Raw genomic sequence first — 14,425 nt, forward strand, 5'->3', positions numbered from 1 at the left:
ATGAAAATCTGAAATGCGTCTAAGAATAGTGCATTTGACTCAAATAATAGTGCAAATCTAGAGATATAATAATTCTACAATTTATGGTAAAATAATTAAATAAAATAAAAAAGAATAGGAAACCTCATAATGACAAAATCAATAAAAGTAAACAAAGATACCACATCTTCTATAGCAAGCGGTATTACTGGCGCGTCTAGCGATTTGAGGCTTAGTCCATTAGCTTCTCAGGATGGCAAATCGACGATAACAGCTAATAAAAGCAGCAAAACAGCTTACGACAAGGTAAGGAACTCTGCTTCAAAGTTTGACGAGACAATAACTGTGGATGCACAGAATATCCGCAGTCTCGGTGTGAAGTTCGATGAATTTGACAGAGATATAAGCATGCAGTTGCAGTCAAAAGCACCAAGGCTAGATAGATAATATGAAGAATTTCACAGAAGAGGAGATAAGAGGCAAACTCAGAGAGTTTGAAAATAAGCATGATGAACTTGAGTATCTGAAGCGCAAAGTAGGTAGTGAAATCGATGATGAACACTATTTTGCAAGTGGTAATGCGCAGCTAAATGAACAAGTCAGATATGAACTTTGCAGAAACGATGATAATGAACTAATCGGTATAATCGACAATACCTGCGATTCACTTGGTATAGCGAGCATGCAGAATTCTAGTGATTATGATGAAGTAAGAAATGAAGTGCAACGTCATCACGTAAGATTGTTCGATGAAGAAGATAGGCTATATCAGCAGCTTATAATTGCGAAAGAAGCAGAAAAGCAGGATAATAGATGATTCGAAAACCTCTATAAGACAGGTGCTAAAATTTTTAAATTCAGCATTCTTAGAAGATATGGAAAGCAGAAATCTACGAAAGGAAGTAATAGTGTGAGTGCAAGTTTTTACTTAGACCCAGCAGAAATCAAAGCCCAGTGCAGAGAGGCAATAGATAACCTGAACGAGGTATCATCAAAGACCATAAATGTAGAGCATAAACTAGATGAATTTATCAATAATAGTGAGCTTGAAAGCAAAGCCTTCGATGCTCTAAAGCAGCAGATTGCAGACTACAAGACAGTGCTACAAAGTATTAGGTCGCTAATTAAATACAATATAGGCGAATACAAAACCCTCATGAGTAGTGTCGGTGATAAAGTCCTGGATGGTGATAAAATCCTCAAAGGACAAGAGTATGCAAGAGGTAGAATTCGTGCATATGAGGATAGGGCAAAACGTTGCCGAGAGAATGCGGTTACATACGCCGCAATCGCAGTCTATGCAGAAAATCAAAGCACAAGAGCATCACTATATGATCACCTAGCAGATAACCACCGCAGGATGCTTGAAATCTGGGAGGAACAAGAACAGGCATACTACGATATAGAGAATTCTACAAAGGACCTATTCAGTACTGGAGATAGCACAGCAGAACAGATAAACGCAGCCCTGTCAGATCTCGGTAAATCATTTAGAGCGGGGGCATTTCATCCAAACCTTGCAGCTTCGTGGCGAGCAAAGCTAAAGGAAGAGGTAAAGGAGCTGGATGCTATAGTGCTCTATGGTATAAAGAGACCAATATCCATAAATGAGGAAACATGGGAGAAATATCAGGGTGAGGTAACGACAAATGTACTTCTACTAGAAAAACAGGGCTGGGCAGTCGATGGTATAAAGGCTTACGCCAGATATATTAACAAGAATATAGCAGGAAAGATTCCAGCCGGTAATGTGCTTGTAGAGATAGATAAGTGCAATAAGCAAACTCAATTAGTTGGTAGTGAAGTCTTTAAAAAGATGTGGTATGCGTGGAAAGCAGAAGGATTATCTGCATCCGAAAGTAAGAAGAAGCTTAAGATGCTTATGAAAGTAACTGGCATGGACGGTATTGATGAGAATTCATCAGCAGAAGAATTAAGGCGTATTGCAAATAAAATTGATCCTAATCTTGAGCCTGACGATAAATTCTGGCGTAGTCTAGCAGGTACCGTAGAAACAGCATATTACTCACCACCTAAAACAAATTTTAATGGAGTTGCATTTGAAGTTGATAAGGCTGTTAAAGGCATATATTCACAAAATGAGATGACAGGAACGCTTGGAAAACGGGTACATTTATTCAGATATGTAATATCCTATCAGCAGGCTGAATACATAAGAAATAAATATACTGATGGGACAGATGAAGAGAAGTTAATAAGGTATCTGAAAGAAAGTGGACATGATGATTGGACAGCAGATGAATCTGCAAGACTTCATCTAAAAATAAATCGAAAAAGCAAGATGTATCCAAATGGGCATAGCTACGCAAATGGAGGCGTGAATATCAAAGTCGTTACTAATGGTAAATTCCATTCAGAGTTTATAATTAATGGTGATGGCAAATTTCTTACACTCTTGGACAAAGATGCTACACAGGATGCTAAAGTAAACTGCTCTAGCTTCAATTATGCAAGGCAAAATGATTATATACATCAAGTCCTAGATGTGAACCCTGCTGGTGAAAAATATAAATACGAACCAATTTTTAGAGGGGAGTCGCTATATGTACATGATAAAAATGGTTGTAGAGTATATAGTTCGGATGGTTATGAGTTGAAATTTGAACCGCCAGCGATTAAAGATATGTCACAATATAAAGATGATATAAATGTGCGTCAGGAATATTTCAGAAAGAGGGTAAAGCTATGAAGAATATTTTTAGTAATAAGAAAGCAATTATTGTTCTTATTGCTTGTTCTTTAATTACAATAATTATAGCTATTATAATGAAAATAACGTTTTTTAAACCTAAACCAATTACTGAAATTAAGACTAACACTGTGTATATAGGCGGTTCTAGAAGTGAATATCCAGATAATGACCAATCAAGGTACTATATTGAGTTCAAAGATAATAAAACATTTATATTAATGTATGATGACACCAGAAGAAATGAGGAAAATTATGATGAGGATGGCGATGGAAGTAAACCAAGACTAGATATATATTTTGGTGAATATGAAATAAAGAATGGCAACTACATATTAAAAACGACAGATAGTGCAGGGGTGTCATTTAAAAACACAATGGCTGTTGCAAAGAAAAAAATTAACTACTATGGTCGTGGAATATTTGAAATAGAAAAATATGTATTAAATCAGTATGGACATAATGCAGAAAGGATTATCTTTAGAACAGGAAAAAGGGAATATATATTGGGATATCAGGATAATAGTGGCAATTATTATGATAAAAATGACTATTATTATCTCCTTTTCAACAAATCTGACATAAAAAAATTGCCCATCTCTATAGAAGAATTCCGCAAGCAGTTCAAGATGGATAAGAAGGCGGAACAGGAGCGCATAGCGGAGCAGAATAGATAGCATATTTGTTATGATAGGTTTTCAGAAAGCTCATATTTGAGCTTTCTGTTTTCAAATTAAGGGATTACGATATAGAGAATTCTACAAAGGACCTATTCAGCACCGGAGATAGCACAGCAGAACAGATAAACGCAGCACTATCAGATCTCGGTAAGTCATTTAAAGCGGGCGCATTTCATCCAAACCTAGATGCTTCATGGAGAGCAAAGCTAAAGGAAGAGACAAAGGAGCTGGATGTTATTAACATGTTCGGCATTAAGAGACCTAAGTCAATAGATGATAAAACATGGGAAAAGTACCAAGAGGATGTTACAGCTAAGGTGCTACTGTTAGAAAAACAGGGCTGGCCTATAGAGAGCATTAAAGAATTTGGCAAGTACTTCAAAGAGATGCTTGGGAGAAAAGGTCAATCTTCCAATATGTCTGAAATCGTATCATCCTGCTATAGCGATACACAAATAGTCGGAACTAAAGTATTTGATAACATGTGGTATGCATGGAAGGCAGATAGAATATCCGCGTCCGAAAGCAAGAAGAAACTATCTGCACTGATGAAAATTACCGGTATGGACAAACTGGATGAAAAATCATCAGCAGACCAACTAAGAGCAGTAGCGGACAAGATAAACAAAAAGATGAAGCCCGATGATAAATTCTGGGGTAGTCTAGCAGGTACAGTAGAAAAGCATACTATCCAAACGGCATGAAAGGTGACTTAGGAAAGCAGCTTCATCTGTTCAGGTACGTAATATCCTATCAGCAGGCTAAATACATAGTGGATAACTACAAAGGGCGAACAGACGAAGAAAAGCTGATAAACTATATAGTCAAAGAGAAAATCTGGAACTGGACAGCAGATGAATCTGCAAGACTTCATCAGAAGCTTTATACTAACTCCCAAAATACAATTATTTATCCAAATGGTCACAGCAATGCAAATGGAGGAGTAAACCTAAAAGTCGTGACCAATACTAGATTCCGTTCAGAGTTTATAATTATTGGAGATGGCAAATTTCTCGCTCTTTTAGATAAAGATGCTACTCAGGATGCAAAAGCAAACTGTTCTAGCTTTAACTATGCACGGAGAAATGATTTTGTGCATAAAGTCCTTGACGTATACCCAACATCAAATAATGAGCCTAAATTTCGAGATGAATCCAAAGTAGTAATGTGTAATGGAGAAAAAATAAAAGACCAAAAAGGAAATAAAGTATTATACGAATCTCCTAGTGAGTTAAATCAAGAAACAAAGGAATTGGTGAAGAAGCATAGAAAGCAGTTTATAGAGAGGTTTAAAGATGCGAAAAACAAGTAAGTCAAAAATTAGATTGGCGATTATAGCCACATTGGCATGTACTGCTATTGTAACAGTACAATACCTTGTTTTAAAGCCTTCGGTAATTAATCAAATACAAATTAATAGAGTATATATTGGCGGATTGTTTACTGAATATCCCACAAAATATCAACCAAGATGCTACATTGAATTCAAAGAAAAAAACAAATATGTATTTGTATATGACGATAGCAGAGGAACGTATGAAGATTATAATGAAGATGGTGATGGGAGAAAACCACATATAGATATATATTTTGGTAGATATGACGAAAAAGAAGGATTATATAAACTTACACCGATTAAAAGTGCTAGTGTAGGATTCAAAAATCCAACAGATGCAAGAAAAGGCTTAATTGATGCCTATGGATATTCTAATCTTGAGAACAATAAAGAGATTATAGGACAGGTTGCAGCTAAAAACAAAAAAGGTAATTATGTTATTGGAAATCCAAGTAAAGATGGAGTCACTATAAGTAATAATGGCCTTTACTTTGAGATTTATGATAAATCCGACATAAAGAAACTTCCTAGTTCTGTAGAGGAATTCCGCAAACAGTTCAAGATGGACAAGAAGGCAGAACAGGAGCGCATAGCGGAGCAGAATAGATAGCCCGTTTGTCGGGATGTATTTTCAGAAAGCTCATATTCGAGCTTTCTGTTTTCCTTTGGTCGTAACCAAAGTATATGACAACATGTGGTATGCATGGAAACAGCTACACCTGTTCAGGTACGTAATATCCTACCAGCAAGCTAAATACATCGTGGACAACTACAAAGGGCGAACAGACGAAGAAAAGCTGATAAACTATATAGTCAAAGAGAAAATCTGGAACTGGACAGCAGAGGAGTCTACAAGGCTGCATCTTAAGTCATATAACAAGGGTGAGCAGTATCCAGATGGACACAGCTATGCAAATGGAGGAGTAAACCTTAAAGTTGTGACCAATGCCAGATTTCGTTCAGAGTTTATAATTAATGGGGATGGTAAATTTCTCACTCTTTTGGACGAGCATGCTACTCAGGATGCCAAGGTAAACTGTTCTAGCTTCAATTATGCACGTCGTAATGATTACATCCACACCGTTTTGGATGTTAATCCTGCAAAACCAAAATATAATTATGAGCCAAAGTTTCGGAATGATGCATATTTGGTGAGAGATAATAATGGCGATATAATCAAAGGAAAAGAGTTCATATCACCAAAACACATTAACACAGAAGATGAGAAAGCTTGGGAAATGCGTAAAAAAGCATTTAATAATGAGGTGTTATCATGGAAAAAATAAACAACAGAGGAAAAGTAAAGTTCGCTGTTGCAATGATAATTATAACTGGTTGTTTTGCAGTAGCATCAAAAGTATTAATTATAGATCCTCAATATATCGATAGAGTTAAGACTAACAAAATATATATTGGAGGTTTTGAAAAAAATATCCTAATGAAAACGATCCGAGATTTTATATCGAATTCAAAGAGGATGGTACTTTTGTTGCAATGCAAGATGATAGCAGGGGGAATGAGGACGATTATTATGAAGATGGAACCAGTGGGTCTCCGAGCATAGAAGTATATTTTGGCATATATGAAGTAAAAAAAGGTAATTATATATTAACTACAACGGATAGTGCGGGTATAAAATTTTTCGATACAGATGCTGTTAAAAAGAAAAAGATTAGTTATTATAGCCGAGGAGTATTCGAAAGTGATAAGCGTATTTCAAAGAGCCAAGGTAGAGTTGCAGAAAAAAGTGTTATTTTAACAAAAAATGGATACTATGTCCTAGGGTATATGGATAAAAATAATGGATCATATGACAGACATCGTTATTTTTGCATTCTTTACAACAAATCCGATATTAAAAAGCTCCCAAGCAGCCCGGAGGAATTCCGCAAACAGTTCAAGATGGACAAGAAAGCTGAACAGGAGCGCCTAGCGGAGCAGAAGCGTTTAGCAGAGCAAAGTCAGTAGACAATTTTCAGAAAGCTCGTATTCAAGCTTTCTGTTTTCCTTTGGTCGTAACCAAAGTATATGACAACATGTGGTGTGCATGGAAAGCAGCTACATCTCTTTAGGTACGTAATATCCTACCAGCAGGCCGAATACATAGTGGACAACTACAAAGGTCGAACAGACGAAGAAAAGCTGATAAACTATATAGTAAAAGAGAAAATCTGGAACTGGACAGCGGAGGAGTCTACAAGACTTCACCTTAAGCATTATAAAGACGAATATGGAAGTAATACTTATTACCCTGATGGACACAGTTATGCAAATGGCGGAATAAACCTCAAGGTTGTTACCAATGCGAGATTTCGCTCAGAGTTTATAATTAATGGGGATGGTAAATTCCTAACCCTTTTAGACAAAGATGCTACTCAGGATGCAAAAGTAAACTGTTCTAGCTTTAACTATGCAAGGCAAAATGATTATATACATCAAGTCCTAGATGTGAACCCTGCTGGTGAGAATTACAATTATGAACATCAATTTAGAGAAGAAGCTAGATACATTCATGATAAATATGGCAACAGAATAATTGATACAAACACAGGAAAAGAAAAAATATTTGCTGCACCTAAATTATCTAATATGAATCAATATGAAAATAATGTTAATAAATTTCAGAAAAAATTTAAGGGAAGAGTTCTATCATGAGTAGTAAATGTAAAAAAATGGGTCTTTGCTCTATCGCAATTATTATAGTACTGATAATGCTTGTTATTATAAGAAATGCATGTTTTAAACCAGATTATATTAAGGAAATAAGAAATAATCATGTGTATTTATGTGGTTTCTATGGCAGATATCCACAAAACCATCAACAAAGATTCTATATAGAATTTAAAAAAAATAAAACATTTATCTTAATGGATGATTGTAGTAGAGGAACTATTGATGATTATGATCAGGATGGTGACGGGAGTCATCCGCATATAAAGATTATTTATGGCAAATATGTAATTGATAGAAATAACAGATATATCCTATCTAAGGCTAAATCTGCATATGTTGAATTTAAGGATGTGGGTGCGGTTAACTCGAATGAAATTAATTATTACTATACTAGAACATTCAGTCAATACGAAGTCATGACAGAAAGAGTATTTACAAATGATAAAGGGAACTATATATTATCAAGAACGTCTATGGACAAAAAAGCCATAGATAAGAAATGGTACTATTACATATACAACAAATCCGACATAAAAAAACTTCCAAGCAGCCCAGAAGAATTCCGCAAGCAGTTCAAGATGGATAAGAAGGCGGAGCAGGAGCGCCTAGCGGAGTAGGCGCGTTAAGCAGAGCAAAGTCAGTAGACAATTTTCAGAAAGCTCGTATTCGAGCTTTCTGTTTTCGCATTAAGTAATGATATACTAAGTGACACTTTAAATCGCATTTTATTTAGACCCATCCGAAATCAAAGCCCAATGTAGAGAGACTATAGATAATCTTAGTGAAGTTAATTCTTATAGAGCAAAAGTTAGACGTGTTTATCAATAACAACGAATATATACCCAGACGGCCACAGTACAGCAAATGGAGGAGTAAATCTCAAGGTTGCGACCAATGCCAGATTTCGTTCAGAGTTTATAATCAATGGGGATGGTAAATTTCTTACTCTTTTAGATAAAGACGCTACACAAGATGCCGTGGTTAACTGCTCCAACTTTAATTATGCAACTGCAAATGATGATTATCACCAGATGTTCGATGTAAAACCAGCACAACCTAAATATGAACCTAGATTTAGAGATAGTGAATTGTATGTAAAAGATAAGAGTGGTGTATTAAATGAAAATAAAAAATATATTGCACCAGAGAAAAGGGATATGTATAAGTATAACGAAGATATAAAAAATCGCCGAGATAATTTTAGAAAGAAGACAAGTCATGAAAGAAGCAATTAATGTAAAAAAGATAGTTGTTATTGCAATTTGTCTAATAGTTTTTGTGATTATAGTTTCAGTAGTTCTGAAACTAACATTTTTTAAACCTAAACCAATTACAGAGATTAAAAAAAACAAAGTATATATTGGAGGTTCAGGACTTGAGTATCCAGAGTCTGATCAATCAAGGTATTATGTTGAATTTAAAGAAGATGGGACATATATTTTGATGTATGACGATAGCAGGCGTAGTCAAGAGGATTATGGAGATGATGGGGCTGGCTATGCGCAAAATATAATCTATTTCTTTGGCAAGTATAAAATGGAAAATGGGAACTACTTAATGAAACCCACTAATGGGGCTAGAGTTGTATTTAAAGATTCAGCTTCAGTAGATAGAGGTGTAATCTCTTTTTATAAAGAAAAAAACTATGAGAAGGATTTTCGTGCAGTGGGTGATATAGTATGTAAGCTCAAAAATGGAGAATATATGCTAGGAGCTCCAACAGAGGACAAGAAATCATATAGAAAAGATGTATATTATTACCTCCTGTATAGTAAACCTGATATAAAGAAACTACCTAGTTCAGTAGAGGAATTCCGTAAGCAGTATAAGATGGACAAGAAGGCGGAACAGGAGCGTTTAGCAGAGCAAAGTCAGTAGACGATTTTCAGAAAGCTCGTATTCGAGCTTTCTGTTATTCTTTAGTCGGCGCCAAATTCATTCAGCTTCCAGCATATTCTCAAGCCTTCTGCCCAGTGACAGGAGCGTATCCACGTCAGATATGCTGCCTGTTGCAAAAGGGTTCCAGTTAGGGGATAGTAAACTCCCACCTTCCCTGGCTCTGGCGCGAAGTTTTATATCTTCGTAGTCAGTGAAGATATCTAATGAGGCAGCTTTAGCGAAAAATTTAGAACTTGAGCCCTTGAATTTGCAAGAAACCACAGTGCCCGAGAGAATCTCAATATCATCACACAGAATGGCAACTTCGCTTCCGTCAAGTGTGACGGTATAGTCTTTGACAAATCTCGATTGAAATTTTTTAGCGATATAAAAGCTGAAATTAACACAGGCAAAAACCAATAAGATGAAAATATTTGGATGGGACCTAGTCACATCACTGAGTTTAAGGTAGAACAGAATCAGTTGTATCGCTAGGATGGGCAGCATTATTAGAGCAGGGAAAAGAAGCCCTACATAAATGTCTGATTTAGCAGTTGATGCAGAAAAAGTATATCTCTCCATGTTAGTACCTCGTATTTTGCAAATAACTATCTTTATCTTATAACTAATCGTGAGGAGCTGCTAGAAATATTTTAGCTTAGCTGCAGAAATATAAGTGAGAATCAACAAAAGAGAAGCCAGCGCATTGCTTGCTTCTCTTAATTCGTATCATCGCAAATATATTGGTCCGTGCACCGACGGACCGAGGTTCTCGCTTCGATGTTCGTGTAGCGCGGGGATTATAGGGATCCTTTTGCCGGTATAATATCGATTACGAAAGCCGTAAATTTTTACCAATTTGTCGCTATATCTATCTGCGTTGGATTACTTGCCGCAAAACCACCTGTATCGCATACGATTCCAGTTCCAAGAGATGTTGGGACTAAAGAACCCTTAGGGTGAGTCTTGTAGCTAGCTGCAACCATTACGTAGTTGCCTAGCATCTTAACTCCGTCAGCTCTAACCCAGTAGTCAGATGACGAATATCCAAACCTGCCCATAGCTGATACGACTCTCGACATGTTGAGGTTGTAGTAGGTCTCCTTGCCAGAAGGACCGTTGTTGGTACCCTTGGACTTAGAGAGTACACTTCCAGAATAAGTGTATTTTATGGAAGTAGCTGTGCGACTCGACTCGCTGTTCTTTGCTTCCTCTTCAGCTTTCTTCTTTGCCTTCTCATCCTCGACTGCCTTTATCGTATTAGTTCCAGTTGAAACTAAAGGAGCTGAATAAGAAGTGGTAGTTGCATGAGTAGCAACAGTGTCAGCTGCTGAATCTGTCATAGTTGGGACAGACAAATCAGCTGCATCAACAGCAACTTCAATCTCAGTGCAGTCTGGAATGTCGGATTCCTGCTTGTGCTGAGCAGTTATCTTTGCGGGGATGCCTGTACGAGCTGAATCGGACTGAGTAGCAGCAGCGACGTACTTGCTCGTAGACACTACGAAGATGAGTAGTAGACATACGAGAGACACGAGGTGCGCTATCGATCTAATCTTTGCGTAATTCATACTGTCTCCTTACGTTCGGAATAACTTATGTTGCCTATTGTACCAAATAAATAAATGAAAAATCTAAAGGCTATGTGAAAATTGCAACACGGTGATTATATAAAATCAAACACATTGCCGAGCGGATTACTAGGCAAAAGGGAATGCTTCGAGCCTGGTATTGTGATGCATAGCATGACGATTTGCTTAATTTAAAATCGAATATATGGTATGATTAATGTTAACTAAATGTAATTTTGTGTGGAGAGCATGCTATGAATGATATGAGAAGCACGATTAATAGTGAGGCTACAGCTAACCCATTTGGAGCTAACTCGTTTATCGAGAAGAAAGGCTCGGATTGTGGTCGGTACTGGTACAAGGATATTCGAGAGATTACAACGCTCAAGGATCTTCTTGCTGGAAGCGTTGAAAAGCACAGTGAGAGACCTGCATTTTGGGTAAAAGAAAAACGTGGTGGAGAATACATCCCCGTATCTTATGAGGTTCTAGGCCATGATGTCGAAGCCATTGGCACTATGCTGCTTGAGCTGGTAGATGATGAGAGACGCGTTGCGATCATTGGAGAGGGGAGCTATGAGTGGATAGCCTCCTATCTTGCGGTTATGAATGCAGGACTTGTTGTGGTTCCAATCGACAAAGAGCTCGGTGGGGAAGAGATAAAGAACCTCCTCGATGCGTCAAACTGCCATACGGTAATCTGTTCATCTGAATGTGCCCCTAAGCTCTCTAATATCATAACAATCACAGATCTTATAATCACAGAATTTTACGGCGATAGAGTATCGCTCGAGGATGAGCCAAAGACACTTCTTAGGGATGTGACTAAATTTGAAAGGGCTGGTAGGAAGGTTTATCTATGGAGAGCGTTGATAGTGGAGGGAGAGGATAAGCTTGCAAGGGGAGATACTTCTTTTGCAGATGCTGAAATAGATCCCGACGAAATGGCAGTAATTCTCTTCACTTCAGGGACTACAGGCACTCCTAAGGGAGTCATGCTAACTCATCGCAATATCACGGTAAATATCATGGATGTGTGCCGCGTGGCGAACATCCATCCATGGGATAAGACGCTCTCGATACTGCCTATTCACCACACTTATGAATGCACGCTCGGAATGTTACTCGTGCTATATCGAGGGGCAAGCACTGCATTTTGCGAGGGCATGAAATATATCGTCAAGAATATGCACGAAGCTGAGAATACGGTTGTTATAGTTGTACCGAGGGTTCTCGAGATGATTCACGGCCGAATCATGAAAACCACTAAGAAGTCGGGAAAGGAAAAGACGTTCAGGAGAGCTCTGAAGGCTAGCCGCAGCGCGCGAAAGTTCGGCGTAAATGTGAGCAGAACTCTATTTAAGCAGATTATAAATGAACTAGGCGGCAAGCTCAGACTCGTAATCACAGGAGCTGCTGCGCTTGCACCAGATATTTGTAGGGACTTTGAAGACTTTGGGATTATGGTGCTTCAGGGGTATGGAATGACCGAATGCACACCGCTAATTACAGGCACACCTCAGAGCGCTTCTAAGACGAGGTATGATAAATCTGGATCTGTAGGAGTGCCAGTGGAGACTGGAACAGTGCGTATCATTAACCCGGATGAAAATGGCATTGGAGAGATATTATTTAAAGGTCCAAATGTTATGCTCGGCTACTATAACCTCCCCGAGGCAACTGAGGAAGTGCTTGAGGATGGCTGGCTCAGAACTGGCGATATCGGATACTTCGATGCGGATGGCTGGCTGTTTCTGACTGGTCGCGCTAAGAATGTAATCGTAACGAATGCTGGAGAGAACATCTATCCTGAGGAAATTGAGGACTATATCAACAGACATCAGTACATATCTGATTCGATGGTATTCGCATCAGGCGAATCAGAGGATGTAGTTGCAGTACAGATTCTTCCAGATAAAGACGAGATAAAGGATGAACTCGGAAGTGTTCCATCAGACGATGAGCTTGAAACGCTCATAAAAGGAGTTGTCACGGAGCTCAATATGGGGCTCGCTCCGTTCAAGCGAATCCGTGAGGTCTACGTCCGCAAAGAAGATTTCGTGAGGACGACTACGCGCAAGATCAAACGACAGGATAATAAGCTGGAGGATTTGAAGTAGGGAGAAACGAGGCTAATCTTTAAAACCATACAAAAGCCATTTTTTAGATAACACTAAAAAATGGCTTTTAAGATGTGAAAATTAAATGCTATCAAAGTATGACTATGTAAAATAAAAGCGCAACCCTATCGAGTTGCGCCTTTTGGTGCGTGATCAGGGGTTCGAACCCTGGACACCCTGATTAAGAGTCTCGTTTTATTATTAGTGATTTTAGCCCTTATTAGATTAATACCACAGGCTATACCCCACGACTATATTTATCTATTAGTTCTGCCGCATTGTTAAGTGCTGCATTTGATTTATGAGTATATATCTTTGATGTGACAGCTATATCCTCATGCCCCATAAGTTCCTTAGCTACATTAATTGGTACACCTGCAGCTTGTAAGTCGGTACAGTAAGTATGTCTATAACAATATAAGGTTAGATCTGCTTGAACAAAATAAGGTGGCATAACCTGGTGCTTCTGTGGATGAACCTTACAGCCTGCAGCTATATTCATTTCGCGTTTAAAGTTCTTCCACAAATCGTTTATAGATGACTTAGTATATCTTTCACCTCTTGTATTCGCACAAATAAGCAATGAATCATTTGTAATATCATCATGCTCTGCAATTAACCTATCTAACAATATTCCTGGAATAGGTATGCTCCGCATTCCAGCTTTAGTCTTTGTAAATCCTCGAACTATTCCGTCTGATTTCAAAGCTTTATTCACAGTTACACGTTTGGATACAAAGTCAATGTCAGACCACTGCAGAGGTACGATCTCTTGAGGCCTAAGACCACAATACAACATAAGCAATATAAATAGTCCGCCTCGGTGATAATTTGCAACCTTGAGTGAAATTTCTCGTTCCTCGCTAGTTAAAGCTCGCCTCTTTTTAGGAGTCCTTCCTTGAGGCTTTTTTATACCGGTCATAGGATTTTGCACAACGAGTTCATTTTCAAGTGCAGTATTAAATATTTGATTCAAAATATCATAGATTTTAGCATTGAATGAGTATGAATAATCCTGAAGAGGATTCAGCACTTTTCTGATATGAAGAGGCTTAACAGAGCTTAATCTCATATGACCAATAGCTGGAATAATGAATCGATCACACATGGCCTGGATATCTTTATACCATCGATAATTAACTTCTGGCTCTTTGTAATTATCTAGCCACTCATTAATCCATATAAAGACTTGAGTATTACGACTAATCTCTACCTTGCCAGCTTCAAGTTGCGATTTAAGAATAGCTCTTTTTTCAATGGCTTCTAATTCAGTCTTGCCATACACATATCTGCGCTTACCCTCAAAGGTAAATGTCTTTTTGTAATAATCAGCCATGACATATCCATTTCCGAGCACAAAAAATACCCTGCTTGTAATAACAAGGCATCGCTGATATACTTTTATCGGAACTTTGTGTATCTCAAACGATGCCAATTTCTACGACCGTGCCTGTTGCAGCAGGTGCGGTCGTTTATAT

The 14,425-nt window shown here is 37.9% G+C and carries 18 protein-coding genes; 15 read left to right on the forward strand and 3 right to left on the reverse strand.

Annotation, left to right across the window (positions count from 1 at the left end):
* Positions 1-129 precede the first annotated feature (129 nt).
* The 14 genes from C5Q96_RS07875 (at position 130) to C5Q96_RS07935 (ending at position 9,256) form a co-directional block, all read left to right on the forward strand.
* Positions 130-426 carry a TIGR04197 family type VII secretion effector gene (locus C5Q96_RS07875; protein ID WP_106057829.1) on the forward strand — a complete coding sequence of 99 codons (297 nt, stop codon included), beginning with the start codon at positions 130-132 and terminating at the stop codon, positions 424-426.
* A 1-nt stretch (position 427) separates the two neighbouring features.
* On the forward strand, positions 428-796 hold the full coding sequence (locus C5Q96_RS07880) for a hypothetical protein (protein ID WP_106057830.1): 369 nt from the start codon (positions 428-430) through the stop codon (positions 794-796).
* A 93-nt stretch (positions 797-889) separates the two neighbouring features.
* Complete coding sequence (locus C5Q96_RS07885) at positions 890-2,689, forward strand: DUF3114 domain-containing protein (RefSeq protein WP_106057831.1); 1,800 nt, start codon at positions 890-892, stop codon at positions 2,687-2,689.
* On the forward strand, positions 2,686-3,366 hold the full coding sequence (locus C5Q96_RS07890) for a hypothetical protein (protein ID WP_106057832.1): 681 nt from the start codon (positions 2,686-2,688) through the stop codon (positions 3,364-3,366). Before C5Q96_RS07885 ends, C5Q96_RS07890 begins: the two co-directional genes overlap by 4 nt.
* 245 nt (positions 3,367-3,611) lie before the next feature.
* A complete protein-coding gene (locus C5Q96_RS07895) occupies positions 3,612-4,073 on the forward strand; it encodes a DUF3114 domain-containing protein (protein WP_106057833.1) in 462 nt (153 codons plus the stop codon).
* Positions 4,070-4,681, forward strand: a complete 612-nt coding sequence (locus tag C5Q96_RS07900; RefSeq protein ID WP_106057834.1) for a DUF3114 domain-containing protein — start codon at positions 4,070-4,072, stop codon at positions 4,679-4,681. The genes C5Q96_RS07895 and C5Q96_RS07900 overlap by 4 nt, the downstream gene beginning before the upstream one ends.
* Positions 4,665-5,315 (forward strand): hypothetical protein, encoded by a 651-nt coding sequence (locus C5Q96_RS07905; protein ID WP_106057835.1) that lies wholly within the window; start codon positions 4,665-4,667, stop codon positions 5,313-5,315. The genes C5Q96_RS07900 and C5Q96_RS07905 overlap by 17 nt, the downstream gene beginning before the upstream one ends.
* An 82-nt stretch (positions 5,316-5,397) precedes the next feature.
* Complete coding sequence (locus C5Q96_RS07910; protein WP_277612256.1) at positions 5,398-5,991, forward strand: DUF3114 domain-containing protein; 594 nt, start codon at positions 5,398-5,400, stop codon at positions 5,989-5,991.
* Positions 5,979-6,269, forward strand: a complete 291-nt coding sequence (locus C5Q96_RS08675) for a hypothetical protein (RefSeq protein WP_158696728.1) — start codon at positions 5,979-5,981, stop codon at positions 6,267-6,269. Before C5Q96_RS07910 ends, C5Q96_RS08675 begins: the two co-directional genes overlap by 13 nt.
* The gene (locus C5Q96_RS07915) at positions 6,200-6,673 is read left to right on the forward strand and encodes a hypothetical protein (protein ID WP_106057837.1); all 474 of its coding nucleotides are present in this window, start codon (positions 6,200-6,202) and stop codon (positions 6,671-6,673) included. Before C5Q96_RS08675 ends, C5Q96_RS07915 begins: the two co-directional genes overlap by 70 nt.
* 60 nt (positions 6,674-6,733) lie before the next feature.
* Positions 6,734-7,360: a DUF3114 domain-containing protein gene (locus tag C5Q96_RS07920; RefSeq protein WP_106057838.1), complete on the forward strand. Its 627-nt coding sequence runs from the start codon at positions 6,734-6,736 to the stop codon at positions 7,358-7,360.
* On the forward strand, positions 7,357-7,995 hold the full coding sequence (locus C5Q96_RS07925; RefSeq protein ID WP_106057839.1) for a hypothetical protein: 639 nt from the start codon (positions 7,357-7,359) through the stop codon (positions 7,993-7,995). The genes C5Q96_RS07920 and C5Q96_RS07925 overlap by 4 nt, the downstream gene beginning before the upstream one ends.
* Before the next feature lie 219 nt (positions 7,996-8,214).
* Positions 8,215-8,613 (forward strand): DUF3114 domain-containing protein, encoded by a 399-nt coding sequence (locus C5Q96_RS08840; protein WP_273066906.1) that lies wholly within the window; start codon positions 8,215-8,217, stop codon positions 8,611-8,613.
* Positions 8,597-9,256: a hypothetical protein gene (locus C5Q96_RS07935; protein WP_106057841.1), complete on the forward strand. Its 660-nt coding sequence runs from the start codon at positions 8,597-8,599 to the stop codon at positions 9,254-9,256. The genes C5Q96_RS08840 and C5Q96_RS07935 overlap by 17 nt, the downstream gene beginning before the upstream one ends.
* Positions 9,257-9,313: 57 nt before the next feature.
* On the opposite strand, the gene C5Q96_RS07940 is transcribed toward C5Q96_RS07935, so the two are convergent.
* Positions 9,314-9,838, reverse strand: coding sequence for a hypothetical protein (locus C5Q96_RS07940; protein ID WP_106057842.1), 525 nt, complete (start codon positions 9,836-9,838; stop codon positions 9,314-9,316).
* A 269-nt stretch (positions 9,839-10,107) separates the two neighbouring features.
* Positions 10,108-10,827 (reverse strand): hypothetical protein, encoded by a 720-nt coding sequence (locus C5Q96_RS07945; protein WP_106057843.1) that lies wholly within the window; start codon positions 10,825-10,827, stop codon positions 10,108-10,110.
* 254 nt (positions 10,828-11,081) lie between these two features.
* Between C5Q96_RS07945 and C5Q96_RS07950 the strand changes: the two genes are divergently transcribed.
* Positions 11,082-12,947 (forward strand): AMP-dependent synthetase/ligase, encoded by a 1,866-nt coding sequence (locus C5Q96_RS07950; RefSeq protein ID WP_106057844.1) that lies wholly within the window; start codon positions 11,082-11,084, stop codon positions 12,945-12,947.
* A 238-nt stretch (positions 12,948-13,185) separates the two neighbouring features.
* On the opposite strand, the gene C5Q96_RS07955 is transcribed toward C5Q96_RS07950, so the two are convergent.
* Positions 13,186-14,283: a tyrosine-type recombinase/integrase gene (locus C5Q96_RS07955; RefSeq protein WP_106057845.1), complete on the reverse strand. Its 1,098-nt coding sequence runs from the start codon at positions 14,281-14,283 to the stop codon at positions 13,186-13,188.
* Positions 14,284-14,425: the final 142 nt, after the last annotated feature.

The organism is Mogibacterium diversum (assembly GCF_002998925.1).
GTDB classification, from domain to species: domain Bacteria; phylum Bacillota; class Clostridia; order Peptostreptococcales; family Anaerovoracaceae; genus Mogibacterium; species Mogibacterium diversum.

What these genes read in the sequence shown, in the direction of transcription:
- C5Q96_RS08675 (WP_158696728.1), top strand. Translation starts at nt 5,979, where the DNA reads ATGGAAAAAATAAACAACAGAGGAAAAGTAAAGTTCGCTGTTGCAATG.
- C5Q96_RS07905 (WP_106057835.1), top strand. Translation starts at nt 4,665, where the DNA reads ATGCGAAAAACAAGTAAGTCAAAAATTAGATTGGCGATTATAGCCACA.
- C5Q96_RS07895 (WP_106057833.1), top strand. Translation starts at nt 3,612, where the DNA reads ATGTTCGGCATTAAGAGACCTAAGTCAATAGATGATAAAACATGGGAA.
- C5Q96_RS07900 (WP_106057834.1), top strand. Translation starts at nt 4,070, where the DNA reads ATGAAAGGTGACTTAGGAAAGCAGCTTCATCTGTTCAGGTACGTAATA.
- C5Q96_RS07890 (WP_106057832.1), top strand. Translation starts at nt 2,686, where the DNA reads ATGAAGAATATTTTTAGTAATAAGAAAGCAATTATTGTTCTTATTGCT.
- C5Q96_RS07880 (WP_106057830.1), top strand. Translation starts at nt 428, where the DNA reads ATGAAGAATTTCACAGAAGAGGAGATAAGAGGCAAACTCAGAGAGTTT.
- C5Q96_RS07945 (WP_106057843.1), bottom strand. Translation starts at nt 10,827, where the DNA reads ATGAATTACGCAAAGATTAGATCGATAGCGCACCTCGTGTCTCTCGTA.
- C5Q96_RS07920 (WP_106057838.1), top strand. Translation starts at nt 6,734, where the DNA reads ATGACAACATGTGGTGTGCATGGAAAGCAGCTACATCTCTTTAGGTAC.
- C5Q96_RS07910 (WP_277612256.1), top strand. Translation starts at nt 5,398, where the DNA reads ATGTGGTATGCATGGAAACAGCTACACCTGTTCAGGTACGTAATATCC.
- C5Q96_RS07935 (WP_106057841.1), top strand. Translation starts at nt 8,597, where the DNA reads ATGAAAGAAGCAATTAATGTAAAAAAGATAGTTGTTATTGCAATTTGT.
- C5Q96_RS07925 (WP_106057839.1), top strand. Translation starts at nt 7,357, where the DNA reads ATGAGTAGTAAATGTAAAAAAATGGGTCTTTGCTCTATCGCAATTATT.
- C5Q96_RS07955 (WP_106057845.1), bottom strand. Translation starts at nt 14,283, where the DNA reads ATGGCTGATTATTACAAAAAGACATTTACCTTTGAGGGTAAGCGCAGA.
- C5Q96_RS07915 (WP_106057837.1), top strand. Translation starts at nt 6,200, where the DNA reads ATGCAAGATGATAGCAGGGGGAATGAGGACGATTATTATGAAGATGGA.
- C5Q96_RS07950 (WP_106057844.1), top strand. Translation starts at nt 11,082, where the DNA reads ATGAATGATATGAGAAGCACGATTAATAGTGAGGCTACAGCTAACCCA.
- C5Q96_RS07875 (WP_106057829.1), top strand. Translation starts at nt 130, where the DNA reads ATGACAAAATCAATAAAAGTAAACAAAGATACCACATCTTCTATAGCA.
- C5Q96_RS07940 (WP_106057842.1), bottom strand. Translation starts at nt 9,838, where the DNA reads ATGGAGAGATATACTTTTTCTGCATCAACTGCTAAATCAGACATTTAT.